Origin of the sequence: Streptomyces sp. NPDC052043, assembly GCF_044548235.1 — a bacterium.
GTDB lineage: Bacteria > Actinomycetota > Actinomycetes > Streptomycetales > Streptomycetaceae > Streptomyces.
Window position 1 is genome coordinate 148,100 of sequence record NZ_JBIUBT010000013.1, and the last position, 17,417, is coordinate 165,516.

Here is a 17,417-nt window from a genome sequence, read left to right on the forward strand (position 1 = left end):
TGCGGGTTACCGAGGCGCCCCGGTATGGGACGTGGCCACGGCACCGGCGCTCTTCGGTGGTGACGGTCGGGGCCGGGGCCTGTCCTGTGGGCCGGCTCGGTGGGGCGGTTTCGTCAACGGAAGCGCCCGCCCCGGTGGGACCGGGGCGGGCGCTGGGGAGGGTGGGGGTCAGTCGCCGATGAGGGCGTCGACGAAGGCCTTCGGTTCGAAGGGGGCCAGATCGTCGGGGCCCTCACCGAGGCCGACGAGCTTGACCGGCACGCCCAGCTCGCGCTGGACGGCGACCACGATGCCGCCCTTGGCCGTGCCGTCCAGCTTGGTGAGGACGATGCCGGTGATGTCGACGACCTCGGCGAAGACGCGGGCCTGGACCAGGCCGTTCTGGCCGGTGGTCGCGTCGAGCACGAGCAGCACCTCGTCGAGCGGCGCGTGCTTCTCCACGACGCGCTTGACCTTGCCCAGCTCGTCCATGAGGCCGGTCTTGGTGTGCAGACGGCCGGCGGTGTCGATGAGCACCACGTCGGCGCCCATCTCCTTGCCCTCCTTCACCGCGTCGAAGGCGACGGAGGCGGGGTCGCCGGCCTCCGGGCCGCGCACGGTGTGGGCGCCGACCCGTTCGCCCCAGGTCTGGAGCTGGTCGGCGGCGGCCGCGCGGAAGGTGTCGGCGGCGCCCAGCACGACGCTGCGGCCGTCGGCGACCAGGACGCGGGCGAGCTTGCCGGTCGTCGTGGTCTTGCCGGTGCCGTTGACACCGACGACCATCACGATGCCCGGCTTGCTGGTGGCCGGCTCGGTCTTCACCGTGCGGTCCATGTCGGGGCCGATCAGCGTGAGGAGCTCCTCGTGCAGCAGTCCGCGCAGCTCCTCGGGGGTGCGGGTGCCGAGCACGCGTACGCGCTCGCGCAGCCGGTCGACCAGCTCCTGGGTGGGCTGCACACCGACGTCGGCGGTGAGCAGGGTGTCCTCGATCTCCTCCCACGTGTCGTCGTCGAGGTTCTCTCGGGACAGCAGGATGAGCAGGCCCTTGCCCAGGGCGTTCTGCGAGCGGGAGAGGCGGGTGCGCAGCCGCACCAGACGGCCCGCGGTGGGCTCGGGCACCTCGATCGGGGGTGCCGGAAGCTCCTCGACAGGCGCCTCTTCGACGGCGACGGGAGCCGAGCCGTCGGGGAGGTCCACCTCCTCGATCGTCCGCCGCGGCTCCTCCCGCGGCGTCTCTGCCTCCTCGCCGACGTGTGGCTCGGCCGGAGGGGCGGTGATGTCGGGCGCCGAGGGCGGCGGCGGGGGCGGTGGCTTCCTCCGTCGGCTGCCGACGATGAGCCCGCCGAGCGCGCTGAGCACCACCACGGCGATAACTACAGCAAGGATGATGGTTTCCATAACCTGTCCAGTATGCGTGACCGGCCGGGCGGTCAGTGGTAGTCGGACGGGGCCGCGTGCCCCTGGATACCAGGCCCGTGGGCACCCTGCCCACGGGGCGCGGCGCGCCCTCACGAGCGCGTGCCGCCCCGGCTCACGCCCCGGATCGGTGCGCGAGCCCGGGCAGCGGGAAGTCGGTACGGAGCGGTTGCCCCATCTCCTCCAGCGTCCTGCCCTTCGTCTCCTTCATGAAGGGCAGAGGAAGCAGAGGGACGGGACGGAGAGCACGGCGCTACCGCAGGCGCTGGCTGATGACCTTCGACACGCCGTCGCCCTGCATGGACACGCCGTAGAGCGCGTCGGCGACCTCCATCGTGCGCTTCTGGTGCGTGATCACGATCAGCTGCGAGGCCTCCTGGAGCTCCTGCATGATCCGGATCAGCCGCTGGAGGTTGGTGTCGTCGAGTGCCGCCTCGACCTCGTCCATGACGTAGAAGGGGCTGGGGCGGGCCTTGAAGATCGACACGAGCAGCGCGACGGCGGTCAGCGACCGCTCGCCGCCGGAGAGCAGGGACAGCCGCTTGACCTTCTTGCCCGGCGGGCGCGCCTCGACGTCCACGCCCGTGGTGAGCATGTTGTCGGGGTCGGTCAGCACGAGCCGGCCCTCGCCGCCCGGGAAGAGCCGGCCGAAGACGCCCTCGAACTCGCGGGCGGTGTCCCGGTAGGCCTCGGTGAAGACCTGCTCGACGCGTTCGTCCACCTCCTTGACGACGTGGAGCAGGTCGGCGCGGGTCTTCTTGAGGTCCTCGAGCTGCTCGCTGAGGAACTTGTGGCGTTCCTCCAGCGCCGCGAACTCCTCCAGGGCCAGCGGGTTGACCTTGCCCAGCTGCTGGTAGGCGCGCTCGGCGGCCTTCAGTCGCTTCTCCTGCTCGGCCCGCACGTAGGGGCGGGGCCGGTTGCGGGGGTGCTGCGGGTCCTCCGGCAGCTGCTCGCCCTCGGCGGGGGGCGAGGGCGGCACGAGCTGGTGCGGCCCGTACTCCGCCATCAGGCCGGCCGGTTCGACGCCGAGCTCCTCCAGCGCCCTGGTCTCCAGCTGCTCGATGCGCAGCCGCTTCTCGGCGCCGAGCACCTCGCCCTGGTGGACCGAGTCGGTCAGCTTGTCGAGTTCGGCCTTGAGCTCCCGGCCCTCGGCGCGGGCGGCGGTCAGCTCCTGTTCGCGCCGGGTCTTGGCGGCCTCGGCGGCGGCCCGCTCCTGGTCGGCGCGGGCCACGGAGACCTCGACGTGCGCGAGCAGCTGCCGGGCGCCGGAGGCGACCGCCGAGGCGACCTCCGCCTCGTGACGCAGCCGGGCGCGCCGCTGCTCGGCACGCGCGCGTGCCTCGCGTTCGCCACGGGCGGCCCGGTCCAGCGAGTCGGCCCGGCCGGCGAGTCCCTTGACCCGCTCCTCGTGCGTACGGACCTGGAGGCGGGCCTCCATCTCGGTCTGGCGGGCGTTGGCTCCGTCGGCCGCGAGCCGGTCGCGTGCGGAGGTGTCGGGCTCCTCCTCGATCGGCATCTCCTCGGCCACGGCGAGCCGCTCGGCGAGTTCCTCCACCTGCTGGAGGGCGTTGTCGAGGGCCTCCTGGGCGCGGGCGGCGGCGGCCGCGGAGCGCTCGGCCTCCCCGGCGGCGCCGCGCGCCTGCCCGGCGAGCCGGCCCAGTTGCTGGGCGACGGCCGACTTCTCCCGGTCGGCGGTCCGCCGCCGCTCCCCCAGCTCCTCGACCAGCGCCGCGCACCGGCCGCGCCGCTCGGCGGCCCGCCGCTGCTCCTCGGTCAGCTCCTCGCACCGCACGGCGAGCTGCTCCAGCTCGGCGGCGGCCTCGTCCACGGCGGCCTGCACCTCCAGCAGGCTGGGCGCCCCGGCGGAGCCGCCCTGCGCGAAGTACGCCCCGAGCAGATCCCCTTCGGCGGTCACGGCGGTCAGCTCGGGCCGGGCGAGGACCAGCTCCTCCGCGTCCTCCAGCGTCCCCACCACGACGATCCGGCGGAGCAGCCGGCGCACGGCGGCCATCAGCTCAGCGGGACCGCTGACGAACTCGGCGGCCAAGCGGTGCCCGGCCGCAGCAGCCGCGGCGGGTGCGCCGGTACGGTCCTCGGACCCCGCCCACTCGGCGGCGCCGTCCGGTCCGCCGGTCGCGGCACCCGCGGCTTCCGCCGCACCGCTGTCACCGGCGTCGGCCGCCGCGTTCCCGGCCGGGGACGGGGACGGGGACGGGGACGGGTCGACGGTTTCGGGTGGGAGGCCCGCGAGAAGCAGCGCTGCTCGGCCCGCGTCCTGTTTGCGCAGCAGGCGGAGGGCGTCGGCCGCCGCGGAGGGGGTGGTCATGGCCACGGCGTCGGCGGCGGTGCCGAATGCGGTGGCCAGGGGGGTTTCGTAGCCGGGGGTGACCGTCAGGAGTTCGGCGGCGGGGCCCAGCAGGCCGGTGAGGCGGTCCTTGGCGTCGAGCAGGGCGCCCGTTCCGTCCTTGCGGCGCAGGCCCAGGGCGAGGGCGTCGTGCCGGGCCCGGGTCGCCGCCCGGCGGCGCTCGGCCGCGGTGAGCGCCTCACGGGCGGCGGTGAGGGCGGCCTCCGCCTCGGCCAGCGCCGCCTTCGCCGTCTCGTGCCGCCCGGCCAGCTCCTCGTCGCCCGCGTCGAGGCCGTCGACCTCGGCCTTGAGCGCCTCGTACTCCTCCTGGGCGTGGACGGCCCGTTCCTGGGCCTCGTCCCTGGCGGCGGCCAGCCGCTCGATCTCGGCCTGGGCGGAGGCGGCGCGCGAACGTGCCGCGTTCACCTGGCCGCCCAGCCGGGCCAGGCCCTCACGGCGGTCGGCGATGGCGCGGGCCACGTCCTTCAGGCGCCGCTCCTCGACGGCCAGTTCCCGCTCCAGCTCGCCGCGGTGGGCGACGGTGTCGTCCAGGGCACGCCGGGCCGCCTCCAGGGCCGCCTCCAGCTCGGCCTCCTGTTCGCGCACGCGGCCGGCCTCGCGTTCCAGTTCCTCGGGGTCGCGGCCGCGCCGGTCCTCGGGGGGCGCGGAGGTGGCGCTCTGCACACGCGCGTCGGCGAGCGAGATCGTGCCGCGTACGCGCTCGGCGAGCTGGGACAGCTCGTACCAGGTCTGCTGGGCGCGCTGGAGGCGCGGGACGAGCCGGCGCACCTCGTCCTCGAGCAGGGCCTCGCGCTGGAGGGCCTTCTTCAGCTCCTGCTCGGCGGTCTCCTTGCGTTCCTTCAGGGCCGCCTCGTCGGCGACCTCGGTCCTCAGGGCCTCGCGCAGGCCGACCAGGTCGTCGGCCAGGAGCCGCAGGCGCGCGTCCCTCAGGTCCGCCTGGATGACCGCGGCCCTGCGGGCGACCGCCGCCTGCCGGCCCAGCGGCTTGAGCTGTCGGCGCAGTTCGTCGGTGAGGTCCTGCACGCGCGCCAGGTTGGCCCGCATCGCGTCCAGTTTCCTGAGCGCCTTCTCCTTGCGCTTGCGGTGCTTGAGGACGCCCGCGGCCTCCTCGATGAAGGCGCGGCGGCCCATGGGGTCGGCGTGCAGGACGGAGTCGAGCTGGCCCTGGCCGACGATGACGTGCATCTCGCGGCCGATGCCCGAGTCGGACAGCAGTTCCTGGATGTCGAGGAGACGGCATGTGTCGCCGTTGATCTGGTACTCGCTGCCGCCGTTGCGGAACATGATCCGCGTGATGGTGACCTCGGCGTACTCGATGGGCAGGGCCCCGTCGGAGTTGTCGACGGTCAGGGACACCTCGGCACGGCCGAGCGGCGGGCGGCCGGTGGTGCCGGCGAAGATGACGTCCTCCATCTTGCCGCCGCGCAGCGACTTGGCCCCCTGTTCGCCCATGACCCAGCTGAGCGCGTCCACGACATTGGACTTGCCCGAGCCGTTCGGACCGACGACGCACGTGATCCCCGGCTCGAACCGGAGCGTGGTCGCCGAGGCGAACGACTTGAACCCCCGGAGGGTCAGGGCCTTGAGGTGCACGCAGCCGGACTTTACCGGCCACCGCTACCTCACTCCACGAACCCCCGCAACCGCGCGGTTTCGCCTGTGAACATGCAGGGCACACCAAATGTTAAAGACCCTGAAAGGATGCGCGGGGGCGACCAAGGCAGGGCAAGAAGGGCGGGGGAAGGGGCAGGAGGGGTCGGGGAAAGAACGAAGGGACGCCGAAGCGTCCCTTGCAACTCTGACAACTGAGCGGTTGACGGACACCAACCCCTGTGTCGTGGTGCGATGCAGTGATCAGGTGAGCGCAGGCTCCGCCTGGTGTGCGTCGACGCGCTCCATGATCCTGTCGTGAGAAGCGGCAGCCGTCAGGGCGTCGTTCTCCGCCTGGATCCGCACGATCTCGGATTCCAGGTCCTGGACGCGCTGCTGGAGCCGTCGCATCTCGGCGAGGAGTCGAGGGTCGGAGCCGCCGACGTAACCGAGAAGCGCCTTTGCCATGATGGATGGTCCTCCACACTGAGTGACCGACCGAAGCGGTGTGGGTCGTGAGGGATTCGCACCCGTGGTGCTTGGCACTGCCTGAGTTGTGGTGCCGTTCATCCATGCCAAACAGCTGAGGTGCGCGGGCTTTCAGCGTCTCACCAAAAAGTTTGACGGTCAACACGATCACGCCCCGTATCCATGGGCGTCCCGGGGGCGCGCGACCGGAAACCTGGTGGCGCTGCAACTCCTGCGGGCCCCTCGGGGCGTGCGGATCATCCTGCTGTGCGGAGCCTGCCACGCCGCGCGTTTCTTGGCAACCACCTGCCCGTTTTCCCTTCTGGCGGATGCCGGTGGCAGATGCCGCCGCCACCGCAGCGGCCCGCACCGCGCCACACGGTCAGCGGATCGCGAAGCCGTCGTACCCGCCGCGAGGTGTGTCCCAGATCTCGGTGACACCGTCCACACGTCCGGGCGTGTCGCCGCCCTGCAACCAGTCCAGGAGCTTCTGGCAGCCCTCGCGGGCCCCCTCGGCGACCACCTGCACGCGCCCGTCGCCCAGGTTGAGGGCGAAACCGCTCAGGCCCCCGATCTCCAGCGCTCTGGCCCGGGTGAACCAGCGGAAACCCACTCCCTGGACGCGTCCGCGGACCCAGGCGACCAGTCGAACATCCTCGCTCATGGGTGCAACCTAACCGGCCAATGTCTCTCGGGGCACCACCGCCTCCCGCGCCATGCGGTACCGTCCCGGTCCAATGAATCTCATCTGAAACTCACTCGATCGAGTGAGTTGGGTTGACCGCGTCGGCTCAGGGCGCGCGTCGACAGAGAGAGACGAGGAAGGCCAGCACATGGGACGCCACCGACGCTCGGACGCCGGCCGCGCCGCCACGGGCCATGCCACGGGGGACAGCCGGACGCACGGCTCGTACGGCTCGTACGAGCAGGACCGCGATCCGTGGGACAACCACCCGCAGGACGACGACGGCCGCCTGGGCATCGCGCCCTACCTGAACCCGGACCTGTACGCCGACGCCGGCACCAGGTCCCAGGAGTACCTCTTCGACACGGACGACGGCATCGCCCACGCCAGGACCACCGTGGTCTTCCCGGCCGAGGGCTTCAGCCCGGCGGACGGACCGCGGGAGCGGGGGCACCGCCGGAAGAAGAAGGCCGCGACGCCGGTCCGCACGGGGCTGCTCGGGGTCTCCGCCGCGGTCGCCCTCGGCACCGTCGCGGTCGCCACCGGCACGGTGCCGGGGCTCGAGAACTACAAGCTGGGCGGCCCGAAGGACGGCGGCGCCGACTCGGTGCAGGCCGCGGGCTCGCCGACGAACAGCGAGAGCCCGCAGGGCGGCACCTCCGGCAGCGCAGCCCCGGGCGGCCCGGCCGACGGCTCCACGACGAGCCGCGACGTCGACCGGTCCGCGCCACCGCAGCGATCCGCCTCCGAGCCGGCTCCGGCCACCACCCCGGCCGCGGACCGGCCGTCGGCCACGCCCACCGAGGCGCCGGAGGCGCCGGAGGCGAAGCCGACCACGGCGCCGGCGGAGGCGGAGACCAAGCCGACGGAGACCGCCACCAGGGCCCCGGCGAAAACCCGGGCCCCGGCCACCGTCTCCACGCAGGCCGCCGTCGAGACCGAGGTGCTCAGGCTCGTCAACGAGGAGCGGGGGAAGGTGGGGTGCAGCGCGCTGACGGCGAGCGGCGCGCTCGCCGGCCTCGCCCAGGACTTCAGCGAGGCCATGGCCGCCGAGAACTTCTTCGACCACACCGACCCCAGCGGCGCCTCGCCGTGGGACCGGGCGGCGAAGCTCGGCATCACCAGCCTCGGGGGCGAGAACATAGCTCGGGGGCAGGCCGACGCGGCGGCGGTGATGGACGCCTGGATGCACAGCCCCGGCCACCGCGCCAACATACTGAACTGCGACTTCAAGACCCTGGGCGTCGGTGTGCACTTCGGCTCCGGCGGCCCGTGGTGGACGCAGGACTTCGGGTACTGACGACGGCGAATCCTGTTCGGCTGATCGTCGGGTGGCGCCGGCTCCGGGTCGGCGCCACCCGACGGTCAGGAGCTACGACGCCGCGCGCGGCGCCCGCTGGCACTTCGGGCAGTAGTAGCTGGAGCGGTTCATCCACGGGCGGCGGCGCAGCGGGGTGGCGCAGCGGCGGCAGGGCAGGCCCTCGCGGCCGTAGGCGTCCAGGGAGCGGTCGAAGTAGCCGGACTCCCCGTTGACGTTGACGTAGAGGCTGTCGAAGCTGGTGCCGCCGACGGCGAGGGCCTCGTTCATCACTGCCCGGACGTGGGTGAGGAGTTCGGCCGTGCGGGGGCGGGTGAGGGTCGCGGTGGGGCGTTCGTAGTGGACGCGGGAGCGCCACAGGGCCTCGTCCGCGTAGATGTTGCCGACGCCGCTGATCAGGGACTGGTCGAGCAGGGCCCGCTTGACGGTGGTTCGCTTGCGGCGCAGGGCCTGGTGGAAGGCCTCGTCGTCGAACTGCGGGTCGAGGGGGTCGCGGGCGATGTGCGCGATGACGTCGGGCAGCCCGTCCGGGGTCGTGTCGTGCACCGACAGGCCGCCGAAGGTGCGCTGGTCGACGAAGCGGAGTTCGGTGGCCTCCGCCGCACAAGCGGCCGATGTCGGCGTGTCGGCGAAGCGGACGCGGATCCGCAGATGCTTCTCGGTGGGCGCGCTCAGCGGCTGGACCAGCAGCTGGCCGCTCATGCCGAGGTGGGCCAGGATCGCCTGGCCGCTGTCCTCGAGAGGCAGCCACAGGTACTTGCCGCGGCGGCTGGGCAGGCCGAGCCGGTGGCCCTGGACGCGGTGCGCGAAGTCCTCCGCGCCGGCCGGGTGGCGGCGTACGGCACGCGGGTGCAGCACCTCGACGCCGGCGACGCTCCGGTGCGCGACCCACCGTTCCAGTCCGCGGCGTACGACCTCGACCTCGGGCAGCTCGGGCATGACTCCCCCGTTCACACATCGTGGCCGCTGTGGCCGGTCACGGGCCGAGCGCCCGCCCCGGGGCGGGGACGGGCGCTCGGTCGCGTACTGCTGCGCGCTGCCTGCCGGGCGGAGGACCGCCGGGCTGCCGCGCTGGGTCTTTCCCGGTTCTCAGGCGGAGGCCGGCGCGTCACCGGCGCCGTCGGTGGATCCCACCGCTTTGGCGCGCTCGTCCGCCGCGGCCCGGATGGCCCGCCACGCGGACTCCGCGGCCTGCTGCTCCGCCTCCTTCTTGCTGCGGCCGGTGCCGGTGCCGTACGAGACGCCTCCGACGCGGGCGGCAGCAGTGAAGGTCTTCTCATGGTCGGGGCCGGTCTCCGTGACCAGGTACTCGGGAACGCCGAGCCCCTCGGTCGCGGTGAGCTCCTGGAGACTGGTCTTCCAGTCCAGGCCGGCTCCGAGGTTGGAGGACTTCTCGATCAGCGGGTCGAACAGGCGGTGCACCAGTTCGGAGGCCGCGTCGAGGCCCTGGTCGAGGTAGACCGCGCCGATCACCGCTTCCAGGGTGTCGGCGAGGATGGACGCCTTGTCCCGGCCGCCCGTGCCCTCTTCACCACGGCCGAGCCGGATGAAGGCGCCCAGGTCGAGGCCACGGCCGACCTCCGCCAACGCACGCGAGTTGACCACCGCGGCCCGCAGCTTGGCCAGCTGGCCTTCGGGCAGGTCGGGGTGGGTGCGGTACAGCGTGTCGGTGACGACCAGACCGAGGACGGAGTCACCGAGGAACTCCAGCCGCTCGTTGGTCGGCAGACCGCCGTTCTCGTACGCGTAGGAACGGTGGGTCAGCGCGCGCACCAGAAGGGCGGACTCGAGCTGGTAGCCGAGCCGCCCTTCCAGAAGCGTGTGGGACGAGGCCGTGTTGTCCGACGGAGCACCTCCGCGTCGGCGGTGATTGCCCGCTTCGGCGCCTTCCGCCTTCTTGGCAGTGGACACAGTGCCTCTCACCAGCCGCTCAGACCTCGAGGACCTGGCGCTTGTTGTAGGTGCCGCACGACGGGCACGCGATGTGCTGCTGCTTGGGCTCGTGGCAGCGCTCGCACGCAACCAGGGTGGGGACCGCAGCCTTCCACTGCGACCGGCGGTGGCGCGTGTTGCTGCGCGACATCTTCCGCTTCGGAACAGCCACGGCTACTTCTCCTGCTTCTCGTCGGCGCGTGCTGATCGAGGCGCGCCGCCGCTCATCTCGTCCTTCTCGCCGTCCTTCATGGTGCCGGCGAGTCCCTGCAAAGCCGCCCAACGGATGTCGACGGCGTCGTGGTGGTGGTCCGGGTCGTCCGCGAGCCGCGCTCCGCACTCGGAGCACAGGCCTGTGCAGTCTTCCTGGCACACCGGCTGCATCGGCAGTGCGAGCACCACCGCATCGCGCAGCAGAGGTTCGAGGTCGAAGAGTCCGTCCTCGAGGAAGAGCCTGTCCTCGTCGTCCTCGGCGTCGGCGTCGGGCTCCGCGACCACGCGGCCCCGCTCGTCGGCGTCAGGGTACGAGAACAGCTCCTGGAAGTCCGCGTCGAGTTCGAGCTCGAGCGGCTCCAGACACCTTACGCACTCCCCCTCGGCCTGTGCATGGGCGGTGCCTGTGACGAGCACCCCTTCCATGACCGACTCGAGTCGGAGTTCGAGCTCCACCGGGGCGCCTTCCGGCACTCCGACGACGCCCTGGAGACCGAGGTCCCTGGGGGCGGGGACCGCGCGGGTCAGGCGCTGCAGCGCGCCGGGCCGCCGCCCCAGCTCGTGCGTGTCGAACACGAGAGGGTTGCGGTGGTCGAGGCGGGCGTTGTGAGCCATTCCTGCTTTCGGTTTCCGAACTCGAGGGGACGCTTTCCCGGTGGTGTTCCGGGCAGCGCGGATCGCGGACGTCTGCGCGACCGAAGAGCCAGGATACTTGACCTTTCGCTCTCGGCCCAATCGGCGGTCGCGCTACAGGCCGCGGCCCTGCTCGTAGGCGCGCAGCTGCTCGGCACTGATCATGCTGGTGTCGAAGAGGCTGGTCTCGTCCAGGGCGTGGGCCTGCGGCTGTGCGTAGCCGTGGGGGTCCTGCTGGTCCTGCTGGGCCTGGTTCGGGTCGTAGCCGGCGGGCTGCTGGGCGTCGTAGCCCTGGAAGGGCGCGCCTCCCGCCGGGGCGTAGCCGGAGGCGCCGGGGGCGGCCGCGTACGAGTCGGGCTGCTGGTAGCCGTACTGGTCCTGCTGGCCGTACCCCTGCTGGTAGCCGCCGTACGGATCGGTCTGCCCGGGCTGCTGGTAGCCGTAGGCCGACTGCGGCTCGTACTGCGGCGGGGCGGGCTGCTCGGCGGGCGGGGCCGCCGGGGTCCGCGGGGTGGTCGGGTCGGCGGCCAGGGCCGCGAGGTCGGCGAGGTAGTCGGCGTCGCTGGAGTGCTGGACGGTGGTGGTGTCGTCGGCGAGGGCGCCGAGGTCGTCGGTGGCGATGCGGCCGTGCAGCTTCTGCCGGCCGCGGCCGACGGCCTCCAGCGTCTTGGCGAGGACCGCCTCGAAGGCACCGAGCTTGGCGTCGACGTACGCGTCGGCGTTGCGGCGCAGGGTCTCGGGGTCGTGGCTGCGCTCGGGGGCGTCCTCGTCCTCGTAGCCGTCCTCGTCGAGGCCGGGCCCGGTGCCGAGCAGCTTCTCGCGGCCGCGGCCGACCGAGCCGAGGGTCTTGGTGAGGACGACCTCGAAGTTGGCGAGCTTGGAGTCCACGTAGTCGTCGGCCTCGGCGCGGACCTCCTCGGCCTCCTGCCGGGCCTCGCCGAGGATGCGGTCCGCCTCGGCCTGGGAACGGCGGGCGACCTCGGTGCCGGAGACCAGCGAGCCGCGCTCGGCGTGCGCCGTCTCGATGATCCGGTCGGCCTCGCGCCGGGCCTGGTCGACCATCTGCTCGCGGTCGCCGATCAGCTCCTGCGCCTGCGCCAGCGAGCCGGGCAGTGCCTGGCGCACCTCCTCGAGCAGTGCGAGCAGGTCGGCGCGGTTGATCACGCAGGACGCCGACATGGGCATGGACCGGGCGCTGGAGACCGAGGCGACGATCTCGTCGAGCTTGTTCTGCACGTCCACCGTGTGCTCGCCACTCTCTACAGGTGTGTTGGACTACAGGGGTGTTGGACTACCGATGTGTCGGAGACGGACGGGACGACTGTACGTCCATGAGGTGATCGCCGGACACCGGGTGACGGTCCGTCAGCCGCGTCAGTCCTTCTGCAGCCGCTGGGTGAGGGCTTGAAGGACCTGCGGCGGCACCAGGTGCGAGACGTCGCCGCCCCAGGTCGCCACCTCCTTGACCAGGGAGGACGACAGGAAGCTGTAGGTGGGGTTGGTGGGCACGAACAGCGTCTCGACTCCGGAGAGGCCGTTGTTCATCTGGGCCATCTGAAGTTCGTAGTCGAAGTCGCTGACGGCACGCAGGCCCTTGACGATGGCCGGGATGTCGCGCTGCTTGCAGAAGTCGACCAGGAGGCCGTGGAAGGCCTCGACGCGGACGTTGCCGTACTCGGCGGTGACCCGCCGGATGAGGTCGATCCGCTCGTCGATCTCGAACAGGCCCTTCTTCGACTGGTTGATCATCACCGCCACGTAGACCTCGTCATAGAGGCGCGAGGCGCGGGCGATGATGTCCAGGTGTCCGTTGGTGATGGGGTCGAACGACCCGGGGCAGACGGCGCGGCGCACTTGAGATCCCTCGCTCTCCGGTCCGGTCATCGTGCGTCTTCGCACGTAGAGGCGGCGCGACCGTACCAAAACGTCCCTTCGCCGTAGCGACGGGCCCGGATCGCGTCGAACCCGCGCGGCCACGTGAACTCCCCGCCCCTGGTGCTGCGCTCCACGGTGACGAGGGCGTCCTCCGCGAGCCACCCCCGCGTGCGGAGTGTGAGCAGGATCTCGCGAAGATCGTCGTCGGAGACCGCGTACGGCGGGTCGAGGAAGACGATGTCGTACGGCTGCGCCGGGGGCGGGGTGTGGACGATCTGTTCCGCTTTGCCCGCCCGTACGTCGGCGCCGGGGAGGCCGAGCGCCTTCACGTTCTCCCGGACGGTGCGGGCCGCTCGCCCGTCGGCCTCCACGAGCAGGACGTGCCCGGCGCCCCGGGACAGGGCCTCCAGGCCGACGGCGCCCGAACCGGCGTACAGGTCCAGGACGCGCTCGCCGTCCAGCGGGCCGCCCAGGAGGGACTGCCAGGTGGAGAACAGGCCTTCGCGCGCCCGGTCCGAGGTGGGGCGGGTTCCGCTGCCCGGCGGTACGGCGAGTCGGCGTCCGCCGGCCCGGCCGGCGATCACGCGGGTCATGTCTGGTCCTTGATTGGTCGGAGGCGGCCTGGGCCTGTCGGAAACGGCCCGGCCGGTGGCGGCCGTCGTGGTGGCGGCGGGGGTGCGGGCCGCTCCCAGTCTGTCAGCCCTTCTCCAGGTACTGCTCCCGCTCCTCGTCCAGCAACGCGTCCAGCGCCGTGCGCAGCCCGGGCAGACGCTCCAGGTCCGGGTCCGCGGCGACCACCGCGGCGGCCTCCTCGCGGGCCTCGGCGATGATCTCCTCGTCGTCGATGACGGCGAGCACCCGCAGGCTGGAGCGGGCGCCGGACTGGGCCTGGCCGAGGACGTCGCCCTCGCGGCGCTGTTCGAGGTCGATGCGGGACAGCTCGAAGCCGTCGAGGGTGGCGGCCACGGCGTTCAGCCGCTGCCGGGCGGCGCTCGCCTCCGGCATCTCGGTGACCAGCAGGCACAGCCCTGGCGCCGAGCCGCGGCCGACGCGCCCGCGCAGCTGGTGCAGCTGGGAGACGCCGAAGCGGTCGGCGTCCGTGATCACCATCACCGTGGCGTTCGGCACGTTCACACCGACCTCGATGACCGTGGTGGCGACCAGGACGTCGGTCTCGCCGGCGGCGAAGCGGCGCATGACCGCGTCCTTGTCGTCGGGCTGCATACGGCCGTGCAGCACCTCGACCCTCAGGCCGTGCAGGGGGCCCTTGGCGAGCTGGTCGGCGACGTCCAGCACGGCGAGCGGCGGGCGCTTCTCCGCCTCGTCCTCGGGGGACTTCTTCGCGGCGGCCCTCTTCGGGTCGTCCTCCTCGTCCCCGATGCGCGGGCAGACCACGTACGCCTGGTGGCCCTTCGCCACTTCCTCGCGCACCCGCTCCCAGGCCCGGGCCAGGAAGTGCGGCTTGTCTGCGGCCGGGACGACATGGCTGGCGATGGGCGAGCGGCCCGCCGGGAGCTGGTCCAGGACGGAGGTCTCCAGGTCGCCGAAGACGGTCATCGCGACCGTGCGCGGAATGGGCGTGGCGGTCATGACCAGCAGGTGCGGGGGTTGCTTGCCCTTGCCGCGCAGGGCGTCGCGCTGCTCGACGCCGAACCGGTGCTGCTCGTCCACCACGACCAGTCCCAGGTCGTGGAAGCCGACCTTGTCCTCGATCAGCGCGTGCGTGCCGATGACGACGCCCGCCTCGCCGGTGGCCAGGTCGAGCAGGGCCCGCCGACGGGCGGCGGCGCCCATGGACCCGGTGAGCAGCACCACCTTGGTGGCCTGCTCGGCGCCGCCCAGCATGCCTCCCTCCGCCAGCTCCCCCATCATCTCGGTGACCGACCGGTGGTGCTGCTGGGCCAGCACCTCGGTGGGCGCGAGCATCGCGGCCTGCCCGCCCGCGTCGACGACGGCGAGCATGGCGCGCAGGGCGACGAGCGTCTTGCCGCTGCCGACCTCTCCCTGGAGCAAGCGGTGCATCGGGTGCTCGGTGGCCAGGTCGGCGAAGATCTCCCGGGAGACCTTCCGCTGTCCCTCGGTGAGGGTGAAGGGGAGGCGGTCGTCGAAGGCCGCCAGGAGGCCGTCCGGGGCCGGTACCCGCGCGACGGCGGGGAGTTGGGTGTCCGCGTGGCGGCGGCGGGCGAGGGCGACCTGGAGGACGAAGGCCTCGTCCCACTTGAGGCGGGCGTGCGCGTCGGCGATGTCCGCCTTGGTGTGCGGGCGGTGGATCTTGAGCAGGGCCTCGGGCAGGGGGACCAGGCCGCGGCCCGCGCGCAGCGACTCGGGCAGCGGGTCGAGCGCCTCCTGGGCACTGGGCAGGACGGTCTGGACCGCCTTGCCGATCTTCCAGGACTCCAGCTTGGCGGTGGCCGGGTAGAGCGGGATCAGGGCGCCGGCCCAGCTCTCCACCGCCTCTCCGTCCTCCCCCTTCAGCAACTCGTATGCCGGGTGGGCCAGTTGCAGCCGCCGGTTGAAGACCGAGACCTTGCCCGCGAACATCGCGCGCGTGCCCGGCAGGAGCTCCTTGTGGGGCTTGTGCACGCCGTTGCCGAAGAAGACCAGCTGGAGCCGGCCGCTGCCGTCGGTGATCGTCACCTCCAGGCGCTGGCCCTTGCCGCGGGGCGCGCGGGCGGAGGCGAAGGTGTGCAGGCGCGCGTCGGCGACCTGGGCGACCACCGTGACGTGCTCGTCCATGGGCAGGTCGGCGAGGTGGGTGAGCTGGCCGCGCTCCTCGTACCGGCGCGGGTAGTGGTGCAGGAGGTCGCCGACGGTGTGCAGGCCGAGGTGCTCGGCCATCACCTTCGCGGTGGCGGGGCCGAGCACTGACTTCAGTGGCTGTTTCAGTGGTTCTCGCAGTGCGGGCACGAGATCCATTGCACACCACGGCACCGACAATGCCGTAGACCTCCCGGGAAACCCCTGGTCAGCCGGTCCGCCGAGGCTCACTCCACCCCGATGAGCAGCGGCGCTCCCTGCCGGCCGCCCTGGTGGACCACCGTGTCGACGGCGAGGTAGGACTCGCGGACCCGCGTCCGGAGGTGGTCGGCGATCGAGTCGGGGGCCTCGTCGCCGAGGACGAGGGTGACCAGTTCGCCGCCCGCTGCGAGCATGCGGTCCAGGACGGTCTCGGCGACGGCCGTGACGTCCGAGCCGATCACGGCCACGTCGCCGTCGATGAGGCCGAGGACGTCACCGGCCTGGCAGATGCCGGCCGTGGTCCAGGACTGGCGTTCGGCGACGGTGACCTCGGCGTGCCGGGTGGCGCCGGCCGCCGAGGTCATGCCGACGACGTCCTCGTCGAAGCGCCGCCCGGGCTCGTGCACGGCGAGGGCGGCGATGCCCTGCACGGCCGAGCGGGTCGGGATCAGGGCGACGCGGACGCCCTCCCCGCGGGCCTGCTCGGCCGCGGCGGACGCGGTGTGGCGCAGCTCGGGGTCGTTGGGCAGCAGGACCACCTCGCGCGCGTGGGCCCGCCGTACGGCCTCGACGAGCTCCCCGCTGGCGAGCTGCTCCCCGGGCCGGGCGAGCACCGCGGTCGCCCCGGCCTCGGTGTAGAGCGCGGCCAGGCCCTCGCCGGGCACGACGGCCACCACGGCTCGCTGGGCCCGCTCCCGGTGCGGCCGTCCGGACCCGTCGGTGTGCGCGTCGCCGGCCCCGAAGTGCGTGATCCGGATCCGGTGCGGCCGCCCGGCCTCCACGCCCGCCTCCACGGCGGCGCCGGCGTCGTCGACGTGCACGTGCACGTTCCACAGGCCGTCGCCGCCGACGACGACGAGGGAGTCCCCCAGCTCGTCGAGCCGCTCACGCAGCCGGGCCACGGCCGTGTCCTCGGCGTCGAGCAGATAGATCACCTCGAAGGCGGGGCCACTCGCGGGCGGCGCGCAGGCATCGGGCCCGTCGTTTTCGGTCGGGCACACGCGCGCGTGGGGCACGGTCGGCAGGCCGTCGCCCGCCCCCGCGGCCGTCGAGGGGGCCGCGCTCTGCTCCGGGGTCCGTCCCGTGAACGTCTCCACCAGGGCCGCGAGGACCGCCACGAGCCCCCGCCCGCCCGCGTCGACCACCCCGGCGCGCTCCAGGACAGCCAGCTGGCCGGGGGTCGCGGCGAGGGCCGCGCACGCTCCCTCGTAGGCGGCCAGCGCGACCGTCCGGCAGTCTCCCTCCGCCCCGGTGGCGGCGTCCGCGGCGGCCGAGGCCACCGAGAGGACCGTGCCCTCCATCGGGTGCGCCACGGCCTGCCGGGCGGAGTCGGCCGCGCGCCGCAGGGCCAGGCACAGGCCGTGCCCGTCGGCGTGGGCGCGGTCGCCGTCGGTGGCGAACACCTGGGCCATGCCGCGCAGCAGCTGGGCGAGGATCGTCCCGGAGTTGCCGCGGGCCCCGATCAGCGCGCCGTGCGCCATCGCCCGCGCGGCGTCGGCCAGGGAGGGCCCGGACAGGGCCCCGGCGGTGCCGCCGTCCACCTCGTGCGCGGCGAACACGGCCTCCACCGCCGCGGCGGCGGACTCCACGGTCAGATACAGGTTGGTGCCGGTGTCCCCGTCGGCCACGGGGTAGACGTTGATCGCGTCGATCTCCTCGCGCGCCCGTCCCAGCGCCCGCAGCGCCAGTCCGCACCAGGTGCGCACCGCCGGCGCGTCGAACGTCTGCGGCACCTGCGCCACCTGCGCCTCCCTGAGCTGCTGGACTGGACGCAGCGTAGACCCCGGGGCGGCGCGGGACGGAAGAGGCCCTGCGCGGGCCCCGGCGCCGTCGTGGTAGTTTCGCCCTACGGACGCAGCCGTTGTATGCTGCTCCGGTTGCCCGATCTGATCGGGCTCTCCCCCTGGCAACGCCACTCAGATTTCAAGAGCGCTCATTGAGCCTGAGATCTCGATCCCGGCATGCCGGGATCAACCGTAAGTGCA

Annotated in this window: 14 protein-coding genes; 1 reads left to right on the forward strand and 13 read right to left on the reverse strand. The window is 72.9% G+C overall.

The window, feature by feature from the left end; genetic code table 11:
* Nucleotides 1–168: 168 nt before the first annotated feature.
* The 4 genes from ftsY to ACIHCX_RS29395 all read right to left on the reverse strand — a co-directional run bounded on the left by ftsY (nt 169) and on the right by ACIHCX_RS29395 (nt 6,482).
* Nucleotides 169–1,377, reverse strand: a complete 1,209-nt coding sequence (gene ftsY, locus ACIHCX_RS29380; protein WP_400034710.1) for a signal recognition particle-docking protein FtsY — start codon at nt 1,375–1,377, stop codon at nt 169–171.
* Nucleotides 1,378–1,648: 271 nt separating this feature from the next.
* Nucleotides 1,649–5,353 carry an AAA family ATPase gene (locus tag ACIHCX_RS29385; protein WP_400034712.1) on the reverse strand — a complete coding sequence of 1,235 codons (3,705 nt, stop codon included), beginning with the start codon at nt 5,351–5,353 and terminating at the stop codon, nt 1,649–1,651.
* 261 nt (nt 5,354–5,614) lie between these two features.
* Nucleotides 5,615–5,818, reverse strand: coding sequence for a hypothetical protein (locus ACIHCX_RS29390; RefSeq protein WP_361297589.1), 204 nt, complete (start codon nt 5,816–5,818; stop codon nt 5,615–5,617).
* Between the two features lie 382 nt (nt 5,819–6,200).
* Nucleotides 6,201–6,482 (reverse strand): acylphosphatase, encoded by a 282-nt coding sequence (locus tag ACIHCX_RS29395; RefSeq protein WP_361416386.1) that lies wholly within the window; start codon nt 6,480–6,482, stop codon nt 6,201–6,203.
* 169 nt (nt 6,483–6,651) lie between these two features.
* On the opposite strand from ACIHCX_RS29395, the gene ACIHCX_RS29400 reads away from it, so the two are divergent.
* Nucleotides 6,652–7,803: a CAP domain-containing protein gene (locus ACIHCX_RS29400; RefSeq protein WP_400034715.1), complete on the forward strand. Its 1,152-nt coding sequence runs from the start codon at nt 6,652–6,654 to the stop codon at nt 7,801–7,803.
* Nucleotides 7,804–7,875: 72 nt separating this feature from the next.
* Here the strand turns inward: ACIHCX_RS29400 and mutM are convergent, their stop codons facing one another.
* The 9 genes from mutM to ACIHCX_RS29445 all read right to left on the reverse strand — a co-directional run bounded on the left by mutM (nt 7,876) and on the right by ACIHCX_RS29445 (nt 17,174).
* Entirely contained in the window at nt 7,876–8,760 is an 885-nt protein-coding gene (mutM, locus tag ACIHCX_RS29405; RefSeq protein ID WP_400034717.1) for a bifunctional DNA-formamidopyrimidine glycosylase/DNA-(apurinic or apyrimidinic site) lyase, read from the reverse strand.
* Nucleotides 8,761–8,910: 150 nt separating this feature from the next.
* On the reverse strand, nt 8,911–9,744 hold the full coding sequence (gene rnc, locus ACIHCX_RS29410; protein ID WP_400034719.1) for a ribonuclease III: 834 nt from the start codon (nt 9,742–9,744) through the stop codon (nt 8,911–8,913).
* Between the two features lie 7 nt (nt 9,745–9,751).
* The gene (gene rpmF / locus ACIHCX_RS29415; protein ID WP_003951102.1) at nt 9,752–9,925 is read right to left on the reverse strand and encodes a 50S ribosomal protein L32; all 174 of its coding nucleotides are present in this window, start codon (nt 9,923–9,925) and stop codon (nt 9,752–9,754) included.
* Nucleotides 9,926–9,927: 2 nt separating this feature from the next.
* Entirely contained in the window at nt 9,928–10,581 is a 654-nt protein-coding gene (locus ACIHCX_RS29420; protein ID WP_400034721.1) for a YceD family protein, read from the reverse strand.
* Between the two features lie 132 nt (nt 10,582–10,713).
* Complete coding sequence (locus ACIHCX_RS29425) at nt 10,714–11,841, reverse strand: cell division initiation protein (RefSeq protein ID WP_400034723.1); 1,128 nt, start codon at nt 11,839–11,841, stop codon at nt 10,714–10,716.
* A 132-nt stretch (nt 11,842–11,973) separates the two neighbouring features.
* The gene (gene coaD, locus ACIHCX_RS29430) at nt 11,974–12,453 is read right to left on the reverse strand and encodes a pantetheine-phosphate adenylyltransferase (protein ID WP_400034853.1); all 480 of its coding nucleotides are present in this window, start codon (nt 12,451–12,453) and stop codon (nt 11,974–11,976) included.
* A 26-nt stretch (nt 12,454–12,479) separates the two neighbouring features.
* Nucleotides 12,480–13,067, reverse strand: a complete 588-nt coding sequence (gene rsmD / locus ACIHCX_RS29435; RefSeq protein WP_400034725.1) for a 16S rRNA (guanine(966)-N(2))-methyltransferase RsmD — start codon at nt 13,065–13,067, stop codon at nt 12,480–12,482.
* 103 nt (nt 13,068–13,170) lie between these two features.
* Nucleotides 13,171–15,390: an ATP-dependent DNA helicase RecG gene (gene recG / locus ACIHCX_RS29440; protein ID WP_400034727.1), complete on the reverse strand. Its 2,220-nt coding sequence runs from the start codon at nt 15,388–15,390 to the stop codon at nt 13,171–13,173.
* 68 nt (nt 15,391–15,458) lie between these two features.
* Nucleotides 15,459–17,174, reverse strand: a complete 1,716-nt coding sequence (locus ACIHCX_RS29445; RefSeq protein WP_400034729.1) for a DAK2 domain-containing protein — start codon at nt 17,172–17,174, stop codon at nt 15,459–15,461.
* Nucleotides 17,175–17,417 lie beyond the last annotated feature (243 nt).